Origin of the sequence: Paenibacillus taichungensis (assembly GCF_047302525.1) — a bacterium.
GTDB classification, from domain to species: Bacteria; Bacillota; Bacilli; order Paenibacillales; family Paenibacillaceae; genus Paenibacillus; species Paenibacillus taichungensis_B.
Map to the genome: position 1 here is coordinate 6,819,631 of NZ_CP168020.1, position 19,335 is coordinate 6,838,965.

Here is a 19,335-nt window from a genome sequence, read left to right on the forward strand (position 1 = left end):
ACCAAAGTGGGCATGAGATCGTATACATAATGGGCATATTAGCTGTGAGGTGAAGACTTTGGGGGAAATGATAAAAGATTGGTTAAAGAATGCAACAGTACGGCGATTTCTCATTCTGCTGTTGTTTTGTTTGGTGCTTTTCAGCATGGGGAGTATGCTGCACATGATTTTGCTGTTATTCCTGGTGACGTATGTCATGAACAGGTTGCAGCATTTTATCACAGAGAAGTTGAATCGTTTATTTCCGGTTAACTATAAAGTCGTAGTCATTCTGCTCTATCTTATCGTTATTGCAGCCATTGTACTGGGCATTTCAAGGTATTCACCACGAATTGTGGATCAGGTCGTTCAGTTAACGAATGAGATCATGAAATTTCTTGATACCGCAGACGGGGATAATTTTGCTTCCAAAATTGCAGGTTATCTTCAATCGTTCGATATCAAAAACTATACCAACGATGCATTGAAGTATATTTTTGCGTTAAGCAAATGGTTGGAGTTCATTCTGTTGGTCATCATCCTGAGTCTGTTCTTCTTGTTGCAGAAGCGGGAGATTTCCAAGTTTACCTCCAAGTTCAAAACAAGCAAGATCGGCTGGTTCTATAATGAAGTGGCCTATCTCGGAGATAAGTTTGTATCTTCTTTTGGTAAAGTAATCGAGGCACAATTGATGATTGCTGTGTTTAATACAGCTTTGACGATTCTGGGATTATGGATACTTGGTTTCCCGTACTTGTTCGCCTTGACCATTCTGGTGTTCATGCTGAGTTTGGTACCCGTTGCGGGGGTTATCATCTCACTAGTTCCGCTGTGTCTGATCGGTTATCAACTGGGAGGATTACAGCTCAGCGTGATCGTGATCATTATGATCATCATTATTCATGCGCTGGAGACGTACTTCCTGAATCCGAAGCTGATGGCGCACAAAACCAAATTACCGATGTTCTACACGTTTATCGTACTGATTCTATCTCAACATTTCCTGGGGATCTGGGGGCTTATCATTGGTATTCCGATCTTTGTCTTCCTGCTCGATATTCTGGACGTCAACAAGATGGAAAAAACGGAAGAGCCCGTACGTGTGGAAACGAAGTTGTGACCAGTAGCTGAATAGCTGCTGAAGGATAGGTTTAGGTAATTTTCATAAAAGTAGAGAAACGCCTCCTGTTATGGGAAGGCGTTTTTCTCTGTCCATATTCACTGGAGGAGGTATGGATGGGTATGTAATTAGTCCGATTGTTGGTGCTTATGAACCGAGCGCACTAGTCTCTACAACCATCCTTTCTGCTCTGCAATGCTGACGGCTTCCATGCGGTTCTTGGCATCAAGCTTGTTAAAAGCTTCTGACAGGTAGTTGCGCACGGTTCCATAGGAAAGATGAAGCGAGGCAGCGATAAGATTGGCATTCATGCCAGTGGCTGCGAGCTTAAGCACTTCTTTTTCACGTTCAGTTAACGGATTCGTTTCTTTGGCTGCACCAAAAACGAGCTCTGGGGAAACCTCTCGTCCACCATTCATGACCCGGCGAATGGCTCCCGCCAAACGATCGCTTGGTTCGTCCTTGAGCAAGTATCCCTGTACCCCGGCCTGAATAGCACGCTCCAGAAATCCCGGACGGGCAAAGGTAGTGAGGATGATAATACGGCAGGGCAGACCGAGCTGTTGTATACGTTCTGCTACGTCTAGGCCACTCATAACAGGCATTTCAATATCCATAAGACACAGATCTGGTTGGAGGGAACCAATCTGCTTCAGAGCTTCCTCTCCATTACCTGCTTCACCGATGACCTCTAAATCATCTTCAAGATCTAACAGTGACGCAAGTGCACCTCTCAGCATGCGTTGATCTTCAGCAATCAATATACGAATCATGCTCTAATTCCTCCTTGGTGTTCAGTGGCGATCAGGGGAAAGGAAAAGACAAGGTGGGTTCCTCCAGAGTCCGAGGAAATCTGGAGGGAGCCGTCGATGAGGTTCAGTCGTTCAGACATGCCTTTTAGGCCATTGCCTTGATGTTCATCTGGACTAATGCCATTACCGTTATCTTTAACCCGTATGCTTATGCCATCATGCGTTCGTTCCAGCTTAATTACACAGCAAGTGGCTTTGCTGTGTTTTACAATATTCGTTACGGCTTCAAGCAGACAAAGGCTCGCCATGTTCTGGGTTAGATCGGGAACATCATGAAATGGGCCCTGTTCTCCTACTAATTGAAGCTCGATATCAGCACTCTTCAACATTTCTTTGGTATCGGCGAGTGCTTCAACAATGCTGATTGCCCGCATGTCAGAGACGAGCTGGCGTACTTCCCGCAAAGCCGCACGGGAGGTACGCTCAATCTCCCGTGCTTCCTGTATGGCACGTTCCGGATTTTTGACAATGAGTTTGGTGACCAGCTCACTCTTCAGTGTGATCAGCGAGAGCGTATGTCCCATCGTATCATGCAGATCCCTGGCAATTCGCATTCGCTCTTCACGTTTAATTAATTCCTTGATATGCTGCTGGGCTTCATCCAGCTGGGCCTCCAGCTTTTGTCGATCCAGCATGGAACGGATCCCGAAGGGTGAAGCAAGCATAATGAGATAAAATGGCGTAAAAAACATAAGTTGATAAGCGCTAAGGTATTGAACTTTTAAAGCAATTGGAATGGTCTGGACAATGGCGAATATGACCAAAAACATTCGGAACTGACGTTTCTCCGTGTACCATCCGATAAAATTAGCTGTGAAAAATCCGAGGAAAAACATATTGGGATCGATCACCAGGCTTAGTACCAGAACGCAAAGCATCTGTAGGCTAAGCCAATAGGAGAAGAGTGAGGTACCTGATGCTATGTAGAGCTGCCGATAAGTCAGGACAAATACGATAAAGGAAGTTACGCCGATGTACCATTCATGTCCCTGTGCGTTCCACAAATAATAGATTGGCATAGCCAGATAGATCATCCATATATACGGGTAAAAGCCATATCGCTTTGGAAAAAGCTCGAAATGCTGAAGCATATTTGAAGATTACGCCTCCCTTTGTTTATTGCGGATATATGTGGATAATAACATAAAACACACCAGATATGATGCCAAAATTAGGATATCGCGCAGAGCAGGCACGCCCCCGGCTATAATAATCCACGCTCCATTTCCAAAGCTATGGGAGGGCAGCCAGTTTCCGATCTGTCCGAGCCAGCTCGGCATGATGTCAAGAGGCATCCACATTCCGCCCAGCAAGGCTAGAGATAGATAGAGGGCGTTGCTCAACCCACTGGCCGTGTCCACCCGCCGCAATGTTCCTATACAGGTACCGAGTGCAAGAAAAGGGAGAGATCCAGCCAGAATCCAAAGGGCAGAGCCGATCCATTGAGCAGGAGGAAGTGATACACCATTAATCAGAAATCCAGCTGTAAAGATGACGATGATGGAAAACAGGTGCATTATCGTTTGCCCCACCATTTTGCCTCCAAAATAAATCGAGTTTGGCAATGGAGTCACTTGCAGGTAGGCGACCCAACCCTGTGCTCTTTCTTGGACAAGTCGGATACCGAGTGTCATGATAGAGGATCCCATGATGCTGAAGCAGGTCATAGACATCAAGTAGTGTGCATTCCACTGTTCTGAATCTGTTGTTCCTGTAGTGAATATGCGTGTATAAAGAAAATAGAAGGCGACGGGCATCATCAAGGACCAGAAAATAAAGTAGACATTGCGGGACATGCGGAGCATTTCAACACGAGATTGGGCGAGAAGCATCAACATATCAAATTTCCTCCTTCACGGTTTCCATCAGGTTTGCATAGGCGTCGTCCAGTTGTCCGGTTTCAATTCGAATGTCACTAACGGGAATCCGGCGTTCAATGAGATGACGGAGCAGTACATCCGTATTTTTGGTGTGAAGAATGCAACGATCTTTGTGATATTCGATCCCGTCCACATCAGGCAACTCTTCGATTTGTGCACGGACATCAGCTTCGGATGCCATCTCCGTGTTGGACACATCATCATTGGTGAACATGCTATGCGTAGTTGAAAAGGAAATCGTTCGTATGGTGATTCCGGCCTTGATATTCCCGGGTGTTCCGTCTGCAATAATGGTACCTCGGTTAAAGAGAATGATTCGATCCGCTACTTCATCTGCTTCATGGAGGTAGTGCGTTGTGAAGATTACAGTTTTACCCGCCTGTGCCAGCTGGCGGACTCGTTCCCAGAAATGTCTTCTTGTTTCCGAATCCAGTCCGACTGTAGGTTCATCAAGGAATAGAATTTCGGGATTACCTGCCATGGCGAGGGCAAAATTCAGGCTGCGCTTTTGTCCGCCGGACAGCTTCTCTGCTCTTTTGTTCAAGTCGGCTGGAGGGAGTCCCGTCAGTTCTTCGATATGGTCTGCATGAAGCGGTGCGGGATAATAGCTGCGTACCATGCGTATAATCTCTCGAACGGTAAGTCCATCCATTACACTCACATCCTGCAGCATGACACCAATCTTTTGTCGAACCTGTTTGTGATTCGGTTTCTGGCCAAGCACAGTCACAAGTCCTGATGTAGCAGTGGACAGGCCGAGCACCATTTTCATGGTTGTTGTTTTGCCTGCGCCATTAGGGCCGAGGATCGCAACAACCGAACCGCGGTTGATCTCTAAGGAGATATGGTTGACAACTTCTTTGTTGCCGTACCTTTTGCTTACCTGTTCAAGCTTTATAATGGGTGAGCTCATCTTGAATCACGTCCTTGTTCTGTTCTATAAGATATTTCCATCTTACCGAACAGCCTGAGACGTGATTAGTAAGGATTGTCATGAAATTCAGGTGACAATTGTCATCTTTTACGCATGGAACGAGTGGATATGCAATATCATGAGTTGAGGCTTCCTCCTCTATGGAGGAAGGAATGAAGCCTGCGTTTTTGATAGAGACAAATGAGGTTGTATACGTATTCAAAAATAGCCTGTGATGTTGTTCACAATAGCGGGGAAGCTAATCACAGCAAAGGTCTTATCGTCTTGACCCAGGCGTATCCTTCAATTATAGTTGGTACGTAGGATTAAACTATTATAGATAGATAAAGGTGGCTTGTAGCATGTCTGAGAAAATCTACGTTGGGGTCGATCTCGGCGGAACAGCAATCAAGGTCGGTATATGTGATGAACACGGTCAGCTTATGCATACGTATGAAGGACCGACTGAAGTGGATAAGGGCGTTGACACGGTCATTGCCAACATCGAGAAGTATGTCCGTCATATCGTTGCTGAATCGCCTTACAGCTGGGAACAGCTTGAAGGTGTGGGAGCAGGAGTGGCTGGGTTCACCAATGTACGCGAGGGAATTATCGTTCTTGCCCCTAACATTGGATTTCGGAATGTAGCCATTCGTTCGATATTGGAAGAACGTCTGGGCAAGCCAGTCAAAATAGATAACGATGCAAACGTGGCTGCACTGGGTGAAGCTTGGGCAGGTGCTGGCAAGGGCGTGGACAACTGTGTATGCTATACGCTTGGTACAGGCGTTGGTGGCGGACTGATCTTGAACGGCAAGATCTATCAAGGATTCTCCGGTATGGCTGGTGAGCTTGGTCATGTCAGTGTTGTTCCTGATCTGGAAGCCATTCAGTGCGGATGCGGCAAAATGGGCTGCGTGGAAACTGTATCTTCAGCAACCGGAATTATTCGTATGGCCAAAGACGCTGTAGAGCGTGGAGATCATACATCACTGGCACTCGTGGACAAGATTGCAGCTAAAGAAGTATTTGATGCAGCTAAAGCGGGCGATGAAGTTGCTCTTCGTATCGTCAATCGTGCAGCGTTCTATCTGGGCAAATCAATGGCGGCTGTAGCGGCTGTGATTAATCCTGAGATGTTCATTATCGGTGGCGGTGTATCCAAAGCGGGTAATATTTTGTTTGATGAAGTACGCACTGTATTTGCGAAACTGACACCTGAACCGCTGCAAGAAGGGGTTAATATTCTTGAAGCAACGCTTGGCAATAATGCAGGGATTGTTGGCGCGGCTGGTCTTCTCTTGCGTTCCTAGTAACCTCGTAACAGTATAATCCGACAGCAATATGATAAGGAGGGGACATTTATGCTTGAAGGTGAAGTTTCACCGGGCACAGGCGCCACGCTCATTATCATTACGGGCATGTCCGGAGCAGGCAAGACGATTGCAGTACAAAGCCTGGAGGATCTTGGTTTCTTCTGTGTGGATAATCTTCCACCGGTATTGATTCCAAAATTTGCGGAGTTGATTGAGCAATCGAACGGCAAAATTGGCAAGGTCGCACTGGTTATCGACCTTCGCGGTCGTGAGTTCTTTACGGCTTTGTCCGAGTCACTGAACTATATTAAAGATCATTTTACCATTCATTGTGAAATATTATTCCTGGACGCGACAGACTCTGTATTAGTCCAGCGCTATAAGGAGAGCAGGCGCAGACATCCACTGGCTCCTGAGGGCATGCCGCTGGATGGCATCCGGCTGGAACGTAAGATGCTGGAGGAACTCAAAAATTCCGCCACTCAGGTACTGAATACCAGTACGATGAAGCCTGCTCAACTGAAAGAGCGCATCATATCCCGCTTTTCTCATCTGGAAAGCCATATGCTGTCGGTAAATATTACGTCGTTTGGGTTCAAATACGGTATTCCGATCGATGCGGATCTGGTGTTTGATGTTCGTTTCTTGCCAAATCCGCATTATATTGAACATTTACGTCCGAATACGGGACAGAATAGTGATGTATATGAATATGTTATGAAATGGCCGGAGACGCAGGCGTTTCTGACCAAGCTGCTGGATATGCTGCATTTTCTGATTCCGCAATACCGGAAGGAAGGCAAAAGCCAGGTTATTATTGGAATCGGCTGTACCGGAGGCAAGCATCGTTCGGTAGCAATATCGGAATATTTGGGCAAAATGTTGGGAAGCAGCGAAACTGAGGCTGTCACCGTGAGCCATCGCGACGCCGACCGGGACCGTCATTGAAGAGGGTGAAGGGATGAAAGAAGCCGGACCACGAAGAGAACGTCCGAGAATTGTAGTCATGGGCGGCGGAACCGGATTATCCGTGATGCTGCGCGGTTTGAAGGAAAAGCCGCTGGACATCACGGCCATCGTGACGGTGGCGGATGACGGAGGAAGTTCGGGCATCCTGCGTAATGAGTTGCAAATGCCGCCTCCGGGCGACATCCGTAACGTACTCACGGCGCTGGCAGATGTAGAACCGTTGTTGTCGGATATGCTGAATTATCGCTTCAATACAGGCGCGGGGCTTGCAGGCCACAGCCTGGGTAACTTGATTTTGGCTGCAATGACGGATATATCGGGCGACTTCGTGACCGCTGTGCGGGAACTTAGCCGCGTGTTTGCCGTTCGGGGTGAGGTATTGCCCGCAGCCGGGCAGGCCGTTATACTGCATGCAGAGATGGAGGATGGATCGATTGTTACGGGCGAGTCCAAGATCCCTGAAGCTGGCTTACGGATCAAACGCGTTTTCCTTGAACCGGATCACGTGGAGCCGTTGCCAGAGGCTGTTGAGGCTATTCGTCAGGCAGACGCCATCCTGATTGGGCCAGGTAGTCTCTACACGAGCATTCTGCCCAATCTGCTTGTACCTAAGCTGGCTGAAGCTGTCGTTGAAGCTGACGCAGTAAAAATGTTTATTTGTAATGTGATGACACAGCCGGGAGAGACGGATAATTACACGGTGAGTGACCACCTCAAGGCGGTACATGAACATGTAGGACAACAAATTTTCGACTATGTCATTGTAAATAATGGTGATATTCCGCTGCAGGTGCAGAATAAGTATGCGGAAAAAGGAGCTAAACCAGTTGTGCTGGATATGAATGTGCTGAAGAGTGCCGGCTATCAAGTGGTTGCGGATACGTTGGTCCTATTCCGGACTTATCTGCGTCATGATGCCGACAAGCTGAGCCATCACATCTATCAACTTGTACAAAATTGGATGTTACGGAAGAGGTGAAGTCCCATGTCGTTTGCAGCACAGACCAAAAAAGAACTAACGATGATCGAAAGCGAACCGTGCTGCGAAAAGGCGGAACTTTCAGCCCTCATCCGTATGCTTGGTGCGGTGCAGTTATCGAATAAAAAAGTCATCTTGGATATTTCGACGGAGAATGCCGCCATTGCAAGACGGGCATACTCTCTGCTTAAAAAGCATTTTCAAGTGCATACGGAATTGCTTGTCCGCAAAAAAATGCGGCTGAAAAAGAACAATGTATATATTGTTCGGATTCCAACCATGGTACAGGAGATTTTAAAAGATCTGTACATTGTTTCCGAAGGATTTCTGTTTACTCCCGGGATCAGTGAAGAACTGTTCAATAATAACTGCTGTAAACGTGCTTATCTTCGAGGAGCATTTATGGCAGGAGGCTCAGTCAACAATCCCGAAGGTTCATCCTACCACCTGGAGATTGCGTCCATGTATGAGGAGCACTGTCAGGCCCTGGTGGACCTGGCGAATGAATTTCATCTCAATGCCCGTTGTATAGAACGCAAAAAAGGATTCATCCTATACATTAAGGAAGGCGAGAAAATCATTGAACTGCTCAGTATCATTGGTGCACATCAGGCCCTTTTCAAGTTCGAGGATGTGCGTATCATGCGGGATATGCGTAATTCCGTCAACCGAATCGTCAATTGTGAGACGGCGAATCTGAACAAAACGATTGGAGCAGCCGTCAGACAGATCGATAACATCAGACTGTTGCAAAAGGAAGTTGGTCTGGAGTCGTTGCCCGAAAAGCTTCGTGAAGTGGCTGAAGTCAGACTCGCCCATCCGGATATCAACTTGAAGGAAGTAGGCGAACTGCTTAAGGGTACAGTCAGCAAGTCCGGGGTGAATCACCGGCTCCGCAAGATTGATGAGCTGGCAGAGAAGGTTCGTACCGAGCGTTACGGTTAAATTAAGAGTAGGGTAGCCTGGAAAGCTGATTGTTTTTGATTTTCGCCAAAAGGTCAGTATAAAGTCAGCCCATAAGGATCTTGGAGAGCTGCTCAGGTGTAATGAGGGGTGATGTAAAAAGGCTAAAATGGGTCATAATAATGACATCCCAATCACCCTGAGTTTTTTCTTCTAGTGTCCTGCTCTGGTTATATGGTATAATGTTATAAATATAATTGTGTATTTAATGTCCAGATTTCATAATAGGGGGTAAGTTTCCATGACAAAGCACCCGGTAGTTGTCCGTTTGAAAACGGGTCTCCATGCCAGACCTGCGGCACTGTTCGTTCAAGAAGCGAATAAGTACTCATCTGAAGTGTTCGTCGAGAAGGACGACAAAAAAGTAAATGCAAAAAGTATCATGGGGATCATGAGCCTTGCAATCAGTACTGGTACGGAAATCCAGATTAGTGCAGAGGGCGCGGACGCCGAACAGGCTGTAAACGCTTTAGTTAGTCTGGTAAGCAAGGAAGAGCTTGAGAACCAATAAGATATGATTTGAACCCAATGAAGAAGTCCCGAAAGGGGCTTTTTTGTGTTTTAAGGCTGTCAAGTGCAACATTATGGAATTAAGCCCGTCTGTTAGGTATCAAATCGATTTGAGTTTGAGATGTTAAAACTTAAGGAGGCTAACGTAATGGGTAAATTGTGGATGAAACCGCTGGGCGCGGTGATGGTTGCAGGTACATTGCTTGTTGGAGGTACTGCGTGGGTGGCACCTAGTAATTATGCGTATGCCGCTGAGGTACAGGGGGTACAGCAAAACGTGATTAACGTTGTGGGTACAGGTGAGATTCAGGTGAAGCCAGACATCGCTTATCTTTCCATTGGAGTGAACAGTACGGCAGATACCGCAGCCTCTGCTCAAAAAGCGAATGCAGCGAAAATTCAAAAGGTAAGCAATCTGCTGAAAAGTACGTGGAAAATCAGTGCGGATGATATTCAAACCAGCCAGTTCTACGTACAGCCTAACTACACGTATAGTGAAAAAGACGGACAGAAGATCAAAGGGTACACAGCTCATCACACATTGACTGTAACTTACCGGGAGATGGACAAGATTGGTGAACTCCTGGATGCTGCATCCCAAGCTGGTGCCAACAATATTGAAAATGTTCGTTTTACGGTAGAAAAACCGGAGAACTTTGAAGCTCAAGTGATTGAAAAAGCTGTTGCCAATGCTGATGTGAAAGCTGGAGCTATTGCCAAAGCGGTTAAACGCCAACTGGGCGCTGTTCTTTCTGTGAGCCAAGGTGACGCCAATGTACCTGTGTTCTATGCAAGTGAGGCTCTGATGTCCAAATCGTCAGCTGATTCTGCTGGTAGCACAGAAATTGAAACAGGACAGGTTAAAGTGAGCACAACGCTGAATATTACTTATGAAATGAAATAAGTGAAATAAATAATAGCCGGATGTCCGTTAAAGATAGAATTGAGCGGGCGAAAGGCAATAATGACAAAGACGTTGTCCGATGGATGACGTCTTTTTTGTTACGAAGGCGGACTTTGATGAAGTTTGAAAAGAAGAGATGAAATATGACGAAATAAATTGCTGGTTTTTGGTATCTTTTTTGTCCATTTGTTCGTAACAAAACCTTCATTATAGGCATCTGGATCGAACAACATTGTAACTGGAGCTGTAAACCTTTCCGGAATTGGGTTAATTATAATAAAGAGGTGAGCGTATGAGGCATACGATCAAATCAGGATACATACGCAATGACACTCAAATTTGAATTCGAGAGAGGAGTTTTATATATGACATCATGGAAAAAATGGACTAGTGCACTACTGGCGGCAGGAATTATTGTGGGGAGCGGGGCTGTATGGCAGGATAGTTCTGTACAGGCAGCTTCAGTATCCACGAAAGTGACAACACCTACTGAGGTAACTCTGAAATCGGGAGGCAAAACTCTTACTCAAAAAGGACTCCTTCAAGGTGGCTCCACTTGGGTATCGCTTACCGCAGTGAAAGATGTTGCAGGTGGAAGTTTGAAATATGATGCTAAGGCTAAGGAATACTCCTTATCCGCAGCTAATAATACGATGACCATCAGCCTGATTGATGGGGCACCGAGTGTTAGAATTAATAACTACTATCCACAAGTGGAAGCGAAGCTGATCAATGGCCGATTGTATATTCCGTTTTCTGCAATGAGAGATTATTTGGGTGTTCAGGGCAACTGGGATGGCAAAGCCAAGACACTGACGCTGAGCAAAGTGAAGCAGAATAGCGTGACAGTCAAAGCGGCAACAGTGAAAGTCAGCATCAAGAACGCTGAAGTCGATATTCAATATCCTCAGGTGAGCGGACTGGCTAACGATAAAGCAGAAACAGCTATCAACAAGGTGCTGAAAGATGAAGTCGATGCTTTTGTAGCAGATTTCAAAAAACAAACCAAGGAATTTGGTGACGCAGCAGCGAACCGTCCATATGCATTTGAGAGTTCTTATGTTGTAACATACAACGAAAATGGTGTGCTTGGGCTCATTACGCAAAGTTATCAGGACTATGCAGGCGCACATGGCATGACGTTCCGTGCAGGTCATACCTTTGCTCTGGACTCCGGTAAGGAATTGAGTCTGGATGATGTAATTCAAAATAACAAAACCGTGCGTGAGACAGTGAGCAAAAAAGTGGGAGATCAGCTTAAAGCTCGTGGTGGTTACCTTGAAGGCTATAAAGGTCTGAATAAAGATCAGGATTTCTATGTAACACCAACAGGTGTAGTTGTATTCTTCCAGTTGTATGAGTACACAGCTTATGCGGAGGGTTTCCCAGAATTCCCGTTCACATACAAAGAATTACTTCCTAAAGGCACAGAGCCGTTCAGTGGCTTAACAACAAACAAGTAAAGTATTAGAATTTCATTTCGTTAAAATGTTGGCTAATAGCGTATGCTCGGTTCGTAAATGTACCTTTAGTATTAGTATTAGTGTTGGGCTTATTGCTAGCGTAACGCTATGAGAGTTAAAGGGAATCGATTAAATATTTATCATGCACTTTTAAATTATCTTCAAAAAAAGGACGCCCTCGTCATATTGACGAGAGCGTCCTTTTTTCATATAGCCAACTCAACTGGGCGATGCCGTTTGAGTTGGCTATATGGTATATCCGTTTAATTGGCGATTCGCCTCGGCTTAGATGCCTTGGGAACCTACGTTTTCGATAACTTTATCGATGATACCGTAATCAGCAGCTTCAGCAGCACTCATAAAGTAGTCACGATCGGTATCTTTCTCGATACGCTCCAGCGGTTGGCCTGAGCGCTCAGCGATGATGCGGTTCAAAGTATCACGCATTTTCAGGATGCGGCGGGCACGAATTTCGATGTCCGAAGCTTGACCTTGCGCACCACCAAGTGGTTGGTGAATCATGATTTCGCTGTTAGGCAATGCAAAACGTTTACCTTTGGCACCTGCGTTCAACAGGAATGCACCCATCGAAGCCGCCATACCTACACAGATGGTAGATACATCCGGTTTGATGAATTGCATTGTATCGAAAATCGCCATACCGGCTGTAATGGATCCGCCTGGGCTATTGATGTATAAGTGAATGTCTTTCTCCGGATCTTCCGCAGCTAGGAACAACATCTGTGCCATGATGGCATTCGCCACAACGTCATTTACATCACTGCCAAGGAAGATGATACGATCCTTCAGCAATCTGGAATAGATGTCATAGGCGCGCTCACCGCGGTTGCTCTGTTCAACGACCATTGGAATATAACTCACGTGAAAAACCTCCTCGGAAATGTAAATGTTAAATTGGTGTTTATATATAAACTGTTACCGTATTACCCACATCATAAACAATTTCAAACAAAAAGTCAAAGAAAGTCAAACTAAGTTTGAAAAAAAAGAAACCTATTCGGTTTCGTTGGTTAAGAGTGTTATGAGCTACTAATTAAGAATGGCGCGCCCGCCAAGAATCGAACTTGGATCTCAGGCTTCGGAGGCCTACGTCATATCCATTGGACCACGGGCGCACATTGATTATTGCTGCAAACATAGTTGCATAAAAGCAGTTTTGAAATAGGAGTTTCAAATATGTGACAGCAATAATGATTATAGCTCATGAGTAATTTAATTGCAAGCTGATGTTCGCTGTTTTGGTTTGGATTACCCTGAAATTGATCATGATGAAAATAAGTGGATAAAGAGCGCAAATAGGTAAATGCTAAAAGAGGTTTTGGACATGCCATATGAAAAACAATAGCAAGCAATATGTAGATGAGAATTTTACTTTGCTTCTATATATGGTATCGAACAGGTTGTTCTCGATCATAGTAAATTGACATTGTGAAAATAGGCGCGTACAAACGCCTGAAACGTGTCGAATTAACGCTTCGAAACACTTGCATGTCGCGTCAGTTTTAGGTAGAATAGACGTGGGACTTAAAAAGTTATCCCGGGACGTTTTGGGGCCATGAAAGAAAGCTTGGAACGAGAAGCTTGCGGGAGTGGAAAGCATGCGAACGATTTTAGAAGTGCAAAAGCAGCTTCTGCCTGATCTCATGGATGTCTTGAAGAAGAGGTATACGATTCTGCGCCAGATCATGTTATCGGATGTGATCGGACGAAGAACGTTAGCTAATTCCATGCAGATGACCGAGCGGGTTCTGAGGGCTGAGACTGATTTGTTAAAGGCTCAGGGACTTATTGAAATTGACAGTGCAGGCATGAAGATCAGTGAGGCAGGGCATGAATTGCTGCAGCAGTTGGAACCCGTCGCCAAAGAGCTGTTTGGATTGTCCGAACTGGAAGAGCGCATCAAGCAAGCCTACGGTCTGCAAAAGGTAGTTGTGGTTCCTGGCGATTCGGACATTTCTCCATTTGCCAAACGGGAACTGGGCAGAGCCGGAGCGAAGGCTCTGGGTAATATTATGAGTGATAACGATGTTGTCGCCGTTACTGGCGGTTCAACAACGGCTGAAGTCGCAGAGCAACTGACTCCGCCAACAGTGCTGAAAGGTGTCTGGTTTGTACCGGCACGCGGTGGGCTGGGAGAAAGCCTCGAAATTCAGGCCAATACGATTGCATCCACGATGGCAAAACGGGTAGGAGCCCAATACAAACTCCTGCATGTACCGGATTTGCTTAGTGATCACGCCTACGAATCACTAATCCAGGACCCAAGTGTTCAGGAGATTCTGCAGCTGATCCGAAAATCGCGGATCGTCATTCACGGAATCGGTGATGCCGTAGAGATGGCACGGCGCCGTAAACTTGCGACAGAGATCATAGATGAACTCCAGGAGCAAGGGGCCGTATCTGAATCCTTCGGTTATTACTTTAATGATCAGGGTGAGGTGGTACATACCATGCTTACGCTGGGCATGCGACTCCAGGATATTGAACGAACCGATGTCGTGATTGGGATTGCAGGTGGCAAAAGCAAAGCTGCTGCCATACATTCTGTCCTACGATTTGGTCAGGAAGATATTCTGATTATTGATGAGGCTGCTGCTGAAGTCATCGTCGCCGAAATGGAATAAGGTTTTATTTTGCACCACAACTATTGTTGTCTTGACGGACCTCACCGTCTGTCTTGAATATATAAGCTTCATAAAAAAATTAATCAAAACTTGGGAGGAACTTACTCATGATTAAAGTAGGTATTAACGGTTTTGGACGTATTGGTCGTTTGGCATTCCGCCGTATTCAAAATGTAGAGGGCATTGAAGTTGTAGCAATCAACGACTTGACTGATGCTAAAATGCTGGCTCATTTGCTCAAATATGATACAACTCAAGGTCGCTTCGATGGCGATGTTGAAGTACACGATGGCTTCTTCAAAGTGAACGGCAAAGAAGTTAAAGTATTGGCTAACCGTAACCCAGAAGAACTTCCTTGGGGCGACCTGGGCGTAGATATCGTTCTGGAATGTACTGGTTTCTTCACAACTAAAGAAGCAGCTGAGAAACACTTGAAAGGTGGAGCTAAGAAAGTTGTTATCTCCGCACCAGCTACTGGCGACATGAAAACCATCGTTTACAACGTAAACCATGAAATCCTCGACGGTACTGAAACTGTAATCTCCGGCGCATCTTGCACAACAAACTGCCTGGCACCTATGGCAAAAACACTGCAAGACAAATTCGGAATCGTTCAAGGTTTGATGACTACAATTCACGCTTACACTGGCGACCAAAACACATTGGATGCTCCACACCCTAAAGGTGACTTCCGTCGTGCTCGCGCAGCAGCTGAAAACATCATCCCTAACACAACGGGTGCTGCTAAAGCAATCGGTCTGGTTATTCCAGAACTGCAAGGCATCCTCGACGGTGCAGCTCAACGTGTGCCAGTAGCTACTGGTTCCCTGACTGAGCTCGTAACTGTTTTGAACAAAAAAGTAACTGCTGAAGAAGTTAACGCAGCTATGAAAGAAGCTTCCGATCCACAAACTTTCGGATACACTGAAGACGAAATCGTATCTTCCGATATCCAAGGTATCACTTTCGGTTCCCTGTTTGATGCAACTCAAACTAAAGTTCTGACTGTTGGCGACCAACAATTGGTTAAAACTGTAGCTTGGTATGACAATGAAATGTCCTACACTGCTCAACTGGTTCGCACTTTGGAGCACTTTGCAAAAATGATTAAGTAATATCTGCAATAACATAGAGCGGAAACAGATGCTATTGTTTCCGCTCTTTATATATCAACATTTTGCAAATTTCTCAAAAACACCAGGATTGACAAGGGATTTCAGCTCTTGATTGGTCCAACAAATACATGGGTGCGGAGGAAATACAGATGAACAAAAAAAGTGTACGTGATATCGAATTGACAGGAAAACGGGTGTTTGTCCGTGTAGATTTTAATGTGCCGCTCGAAGATGGTAAAATTACAGATGACAAACGTATTCGTGCAACACTTCCTACGATCAACTACTTGATCGAAAAAGGCGCTAAAGTTATTTTGGCAAGTCACATGGGTCGTCCAAAAGGCGAAGTGGTTGAATCCATGCGTTTGACTCCAGCTGCTGAGCGTTTGTCTGAATTGCTCGGTAAAAAAGTCGTTAAAGCGGATGATTCCGTTGGCGAAAAAGTAAAAGCTCAAATCGCTGAACTGAACAACGGCGACGTATTGTTGCTTGAGAACGTTCGCTTCCACGCAGGTGAAGAGAAAAACGATCCGGAACTCGCAAAACAATTTGCGGAACTGGCTGACGTATTCGTTAACGATGCATTCGGCGCAGCTCACAGAGCACACGCTTCGACAGAAGGTATTGCTCACCTATTGCCAGCAGTATCCGGTCTGTTGATGGAGAAAGAACTTGAAGTGTTGGGCAAAGCAATCTCCAACCCTGAGCGTCCTTTCACAGCAATCATCGGTGGTTCCAAAGTTAAGGACAAAATTGATGTAATCGACAACCTGCTGAACATTGCAGACAACGTAATCATCGGTGGCGGTCTGACTTACACGTTCTTCAAAGCACAAGGACATGAAATTGGACAATCTCTGCTGGATGATTCCAAGTTGGATGTTGCTCTCGGTTTCATTGAAAAAGCGAAAAAATTGGGCAAAAACTTCTACCTGCCGGTAGATATCGTTGTATCTGATGATTTCAGTGCAAATGCAAACACAAAAATTGTTGACATCGACGGCATTCCTGCAGATTGGGAAGGCATCGACATCGGTCCTAAAACACGTGAAATCTACGCTGATGTTATTAAGAACTCCAAACTCGTTGTATGGAACGGGCCAATGGGCGTATTCGAAATTGAACCATTCTCCCATGGTACTCGTGCAGTAGCGGAAGCTTGCGCAGAGACAGAAGCATACACCGTAATTGGTGGTGGTGACTCCGCAGCAGCAGCTGAGAAGTTTAAATTGGCTGATAAAATGAACCACATCTCCACAGGTGGCGGCGCATCACTAGAGTTCATGGAAGGCAAAGTGCTTCCAGGCGTAGTTGCATTGAACGACAAGTAAGCTTTAAGCTAAAGCATGAAGGAGTTGAAAACCATGAGAACACCGATTATCGCAGGTAACTGGAAAATGTTCAAAACGGTTTCCGAATCCAATGACTTCATTCAGGAAGTTAAAGGAAAAGCGGAAGTTGAAGGCGTAGAGACTGTTATTTGCGCACCGTTTACGAATCTGCCATCCCTGGTAGAAGCTGTTAAAGGCACAAACATCAAAATTGGTGCACAAAATCTTCATTTTGAAGACAACGGTGCATTCACAGGTGAAATCAGCGGCGTGATGCTGAAAGACCTGGGTGTGGATTACGTCATTATTGGTCATTCGGAGCGCCGTCAATATTTTGCGGAAACCGATGAGACTGTCAATAAAAAGTTGCATGCAGCATTCCGTCACGGATTGACTCCAATCTTTTGCCTTGGTGAGACGCTTGAAGAGCGCGAAGCTGATCAAACGAAAGACGTGTGCAAAGTGCAAACGGAAGCTGCTTTTGCAGGTCTGTCCGCAGATCAGGCAGCACAAGTGGTTATCGCTTATGAGCCAATCTGGGCGATTGGTACAGGCAAATCCTCCACTTCCCAAGATGCGAATGAAGTTATTGCTTACATTCGTACGCTGGTGAAGGATCTGTACGACCAAAAGGTAGCAGATGCAGTTCGTATTCAATACGGCGGCAGTGTTAAACCTGAGAACGTAACAGAATACCTCGGACAAAGCGACATCGACGGCGCGCTTGTTGGCGGTGCCAGCTTGCAGCCGGCTTCGTTCATCGCGCTTGTTGAGGGGGCGAAGTAATGACAGCTCCAAAACCTGTAGCACTGATCATTATGGACGGCTTTGGTCTTCGTAACACGGTGGAAGGCAACGCGGTAGCGCAAGCCAAGAAACCGAACTATGACCGTTTTATGAGCCAATTCCCACACACAACTCTCACTGCTTGCGGTGAAGCTGTAGGTTTGCCCGAAGGGCAAATGGGGAACTCCGAGGTAGGTCACCTGAACATTGGTGCCGGCCGGATCGTATACCAGGATTTGACTCGTATCTCCAAATCGATTCGTGACGGTGAATTTTACGACAATGAGACACTCGTTAAAGCTGTTCGCGAAGCGAAACAAAGCGGTAAAAAGCTTCACTTGTATGGTTTGTTGTCCGATGGCGGCGTACATAGTCACATCGACCACTTGTTCGCTATGCTGGATCTCGCCAAAAAAGAAGGAATGAATGACGTATACATTCATGCCTTCATGGATGGCCGTGATGTTATGCCAGATAGCGGTAAAGAGTTCATGCAGAAGCTGATTGCCAAAATCGAAGAAGTCGGTGTAGGACAAATCGCAACGGTTCAAGGTCGCTACTATGCGATGGACCGTGACAAACGTTGGGAACGTGTTGAGAAATCATATCGTGCCATCGTTTATGGTGATGGACCAAAATACACTGATCCACTCAAAGCAGTTGAAGAATCGTATGAAAAATCCGTATTTGACGAATTCGTTGAACCAACGGTTATCGTTAAAGCAGATGGCCAGCCAGTAGGTTTGGTGGAGAGCGGCGATTCCGTCATTTTCCTCAACTTCCGTCCTGACCGTGCGATCCAATTGTCGCAAGTATTCACGAACCAGGATTTCCGTGGTTTCGACCGCGGTCCGAAGTTACCTGTGGGCTTGCACTTCGTGTGCCTGACCTTGTTCAGCGAGACCGTTGAAGGTTATGTGGCTTACTCGCCTAAAAACCTCGACAACACGCTGGGTGAAGTTCTGGTACAGAACAACAAGAAACAGTTGCGTATTGCAGAAACCGAGAAATACCCGCACGTAACCTTCTTCTTCAGCGGCGGCCGTGATGTTGAGCTTCCGGGCGAAACTCGTGTGCTGATCAACTCACCAAAAGTTGCAACGTACGACTTGCAGCCGGAGATGAGCGCGTATGAAGTAGCTGACGCATGTGTTCGCGAGATTGAAGCAGACAAACATGACGCCATCATTCTGAACTTCGCTAACCCTGATATGGTTGGACACTCCGGCATGCTGGAGCCTACGATTAAGGCAGTAGAAGTAACGGACGAATGCATGGGCCGTGTTGTGGATGCAGTTCTCGCTAAAGGCGGCGTTGTGCTGATTACTGCGGATCATGGTAACGCGGATATGGTGTTTGATGAGCAAGGACGTCCGTTCACGGCTCACACAACGAACCCGGTTCCACTCATCGTTACAGATGCTAACGTTACCCTGCGTGAAGGCGGAATCCTCGCGGATATCGCTCCAACGATTCTTGACTTGATGCAATTGCCTAAACCGGCTGAAATGACAGGTACATCCGTCATTGCTACCCGTAAATAATATAATTTTAATAGGTTATTGAATAAGGCCTAAGTTGAACCTTAACGAAGCGGGCAGAACCGATCTGTAGAAGCGAAGCGTTCGCCTTTATCACATGATTTCAACT

18 protein-coding genes and 1 tRNA gene are annotated in these 19,335 nt (G+C 46.0%); 13 read left to right on the forward strand and 6 right to left on the reverse strand.

Annotation, left to right across the window (positions count from 1 at the left end; genetic code table 11):
- The first annotated feature begins 67 nt into the window (after nt 1–67).
- Entirely contained in the window at nt 68–1,099 is a 1,032-nt protein-coding gene (locus tag ACDJ58_RS30825; protein WP_413374449.1) for an AI-2E family transporter, read from the forward strand.
- A gap of 170 nt (nt 1,100–1,269) precedes the next feature.
- Here ACDJ58_RS30825 and ACDJ58_RS30830 read toward each other — a convergent pair whose 3' ends face one another.
- From ACDJ58_RS30830 to ACDJ58_RS30845, 4 genes are read right to left on the reverse strand one after another with little or no spacing between them, the layout of a single operon-like run.
- Entirely contained in the window at nt 1,270–1,872 is a 603-nt protein-coding gene (locus ACDJ58_RS30830) for a response regulator transcription factor (RefSeq protein ID WP_413374450.1), read from the reverse strand.
- The gene (locus ACDJ58_RS30835; RefSeq protein ID WP_413374451.1) at nt 1,869–3,002 is read right to left on the reverse strand and encodes a sensor histidine kinase; all 1,134 of its coding nucleotides are present in this window, start codon (nt 3,000–3,002) and stop codon (nt 1,869–1,871) included. The genes ACDJ58_RS30830 and ACDJ58_RS30835 overlap by 4 nt, the downstream gene beginning before the upstream one ends.
- A 9-nt stretch (nt 3,003–3,011) precedes the next feature.
- On the reverse strand, nt 3,012–3,749 hold the full coding sequence (locus ACDJ58_RS30840; protein WP_413374452.1) for an ABC transporter permease: 738 nt from the start codon (nt 3,747–3,749) through the stop codon (nt 3,012–3,014).
- Between the two features lies 1 nt (nt 3,750).
- The gene (locus ACDJ58_RS30845; RefSeq protein ID WP_413374453.1) at nt 3,751–4,704 is read right to left on the reverse strand and encodes an ABC transporter ATP-binding protein; all 954 of its coding nucleotides are present in this window, start codon (nt 4,702–4,704) and stop codon (nt 3,751–3,753) included.
- A 362-nt stretch (nt 4,705–5,066) separates the two neighbouring features.
- Here ACDJ58_RS30845 and ACDJ58_RS30850 point away from each other — a divergent pair, with 362 nt between their 5' ends.
- From ACDJ58_RS30850 to ACDJ58_RS30880, 7 genes are all read left to right on the forward strand, one after another.
- Nucleotides 5,067–6,017, forward strand: coding sequence for an ROK family glucokinase (locus ACDJ58_RS30850; protein WP_090811674.1), 951 nt, complete (start codon nt 5,067–5,069; stop codon nt 6,015–6,017).
- Between the two features lie 51 nt (nt 6,018–6,068).
- The gene (gene rapZ, locus ACDJ58_RS30855) at nt 6,069–6,968 is read left to right on the forward strand and encodes an RNase adapter RapZ (protein WP_053782949.1); all 900 of its coding nucleotides are present in this window, start codon (nt 6,069–6,071) and stop codon (nt 6,966–6,968) included.
- Between the two features lie 13 nt (nt 6,969–6,981).
- Nucleotides 6,982–7,968: a gluconeogenesis factor YvcK family protein gene (locus ACDJ58_RS30860; RefSeq protein WP_063566496.1), complete on the forward strand. Its 987-nt coding sequence runs from the start codon at nt 6,982–6,984 to the stop codon at nt 7,966–7,968.
- Between the two features lie 6 nt (nt 7,969–7,974).
- Nucleotides 7,975–8,913: a DNA-binding protein WhiA gene (gene whiA, locus ACDJ58_RS30865; RefSeq protein WP_413374454.1), complete on the forward strand. Its 939-nt coding sequence runs from the start codon at nt 7,975–7,977 to the stop codon at nt 8,911–8,913.
- Nucleotides 8,914–9,172: 259 nt separating this feature from the next.
- On the forward strand, nt 9,173–9,442 hold the full coding sequence (locus ACDJ58_RS30870) for an HPr family phosphocarrier protein (protein WP_017691248.1): 270 nt from the start codon (nt 9,173–9,175) through the stop codon (nt 9,440–9,442).
- A 147-nt stretch (nt 9,443–9,589) separates the two neighbouring features.
- Nucleotides 9,590–10,345, forward strand: a complete 756-nt coding sequence (locus ACDJ58_RS30875) for an SIMPL domain-containing protein (protein ID WP_413374455.1) — start codon at nt 9,590–9,592, stop codon at nt 10,343–10,345.
- A 365-nt stretch (nt 10,346–10,710) separates the two neighbouring features.
- A complete protein-coding gene (locus ACDJ58_RS30880) occupies nt 10,711–11,808 on the forward strand; it encodes a PdaC/SigV domain-containing protein (RefSeq protein ID WP_413374456.1) in 1,098 nt (365 codons plus the stop codon).
- A gap of 285 nt (nt 11,809–12,093) precedes the next feature.
- Here the strand turns inward: ACDJ58_RS30880 and clpP are convergent, their stop codons facing one another.
- Nucleotides 12,094–12,690 (reverse strand): ATP-dependent Clp endopeptidase proteolytic subunit ClpP, encoded by a 597-nt coding sequence (gene clpP / locus ACDJ58_RS30885; RefSeq protein ID WP_064641202.1) that lies wholly within the window; start codon nt 12,688–12,690, stop codon nt 12,094–12,096.
- 179 nt (nt 12,691–12,869) lie between these two features.
- Nucleotides 12,870–12,944: transfer RNA gene (locus ACDJ58_RS30890), tRNA-Arg, on the reverse strand.
- Nucleotides 12,945–13,427: 483 nt separating this feature from the next.
- Here ACDJ58_RS30890 and ACDJ58_RS30895 point away from each other — a divergent pair.
- The 5 genes from ACDJ58_RS30895 to gpmI all read left to right on the forward strand — a co-directional run bounded on the left by ACDJ58_RS30895 (nt 13,428) and on the right by gpmI (nt 19,229).
- The gene (locus ACDJ58_RS30895) at nt 13,428–14,453 is read left to right on the forward strand and encodes a sugar-binding transcriptional regulator (RefSeq protein ID WP_413374457.1); all 1,026 of its coding nucleotides are present in this window, start codon (nt 13,428–13,430) and stop codon (nt 14,451–14,453) included.
- 107 nt (nt 14,454–14,560) lie between these two features.
- A complete protein-coding gene (gene gap / locus ACDJ58_RS30900; RefSeq protein WP_024629503.1) occupies nt 14,561–15,568 on the forward strand; it encodes a type I glyceraldehyde-3-phosphate dehydrogenase in 1,008 nt (335 codons plus the stop codon).
- Nucleotides 15,569–15,717: 149 nt separating this feature from the next.
- On the forward strand, nt 15,718–16,899 hold the full coding sequence (locus tag ACDJ58_RS30905) for a phosphoglycerate kinase (RefSeq protein ID WP_413374458.1): 1,182 nt from the start codon (nt 15,718–15,720) through the stop codon (nt 16,897–16,899).
- Between the two features lie 33 nt (nt 16,900–16,932).
- Nucleotides 16,933–17,685 (forward strand): triose-phosphate isomerase, encoded by a 753-nt coding sequence (gene tpiA / locus ACDJ58_RS30910; RefSeq protein WP_063566490.1) that lies wholly within the window; start codon nt 16,933–16,935, stop codon nt 17,683–17,685.
- Nucleotides 17,685–19,229, forward strand: a complete 1,545-nt coding sequence (gene gpmI, locus ACDJ58_RS30915; protein ID WP_413374459.1) for a 2,3-bisphosphoglycerate-independent phosphoglycerate mutase — start codon at nt 17,685–17,687, stop codon at nt 19,227–19,229. The genes tpiA and gpmI overlap by 1 nt, the downstream gene beginning before the upstream one ends.
- Nucleotides 19,230–19,335: the final 106 nt, after the last annotated feature.

Coding starts and splice junctions, on each gene's coding strand:
- ACDJ58_RS30825 (WP_413374449.1), top strand. CDS start 68: ATGATAAAAGATTGGTTAAAGAATGCAACAGTACGGCGATTTCTCATT.
- ACDJ58_RS30830 (WP_413374450.1), bottom strand. CDS start 1,872: ATGATTCGTATATTGATTGCTGAAGATCAACGCATGCTGAGAGGTGCA.
- ACDJ58_RS30835 (WP_413374451.1), bottom strand. CDS start 3,002: ATGCTTCAGCATTTCGAGCTTTTTCCAAAGCGATATGGCTTTTACCCG.
- ACDJ58_RS30840 (WP_413374452.1), bottom strand. CDS start 3,749: ATGTTGATGCTTCTCGCCCAATCTCGTGTTGAAATGCTCCGCATGTCC.
- ACDJ58_RS30845 (WP_413374453.1), bottom strand. CDS start 4,704: ATGAGCTCACCCATTATAAAGCTTGAACAGGTAAGCAAAAGGTACGGC.
- ACDJ58_RS30850 (WP_090811674.1), top strand. CDS start 5,067: ATGTCTGAGAAAATCTACGTTGGGGTCGATCTCGGCGGAACAGCAATC.
- rapZ (WP_053782949.1), top strand. CDS start 6,069: ATGCTTGAAGGTGAAGTTTCACCGGGCACAGGCGCCACGCTCATTATC.
- ACDJ58_RS30860 (WP_063566496.1), top strand. CDS start 6,982: ATGAAAGAAGCCGGACCACGAAGAGAACGTCCGAGAATTGTAGTCATG.
- whiA (WP_413374454.1), top strand. CDS start 7,975: ATGTCGTTTGCAGCACAGACCAAAAAAGAACTAACGATGATCGAAAGC.
- ACDJ58_RS30870 (WP_017691248.1), top strand. CDS start 9,173: ATGACAAAGCACCCGGTAGTTGTCCGTTTGAAAACGGGTCTCCATGCC.
- ACDJ58_RS30875 (WP_413374455.1), top strand. CDS start 9,590: ATGGGTAAATTGTGGATGAAACCGCTGGGCGCGGTGATGGTTGCAGGT.
- ACDJ58_RS30880 (WP_413374456.1), top strand. CDS start 10,711: ATGACATCATGGAAAAAATGGACTAGTGCACTACTGGCGGCAGGAATT.
- ACDJ58_RS30895 (WP_413374457.1), top strand. CDS start 13,428: ATGCGAACGATTTTAGAAGTGCAAAAGCAGCTTCTGCCTGATCTCATG.
- gap (WP_024629503.1), top strand. CDS start 14,561: ATGATTAAAGTAGGTATTAACGGTTTTGGACGTATTGGTCGTTTGGCA.
- ACDJ58_RS30905 (WP_413374458.1), top strand. CDS start 15,718: ATGAACAAAAAAAGTGTACGTGATATCGAATTGACAGGAAAACGGGTG.
- tpiA (WP_063566490.1), top strand. CDS start 16,933: ATGAGAACACCGATTATCGCAGGTAACTGGAAAATGTTCAAAACGGTT.
- gpmI (WP_413374459.1), top strand. CDS start 17,685: ATGACAGCTCCAAAACCTGTAGCACTGATCATTATGGACGGCTTTGGT.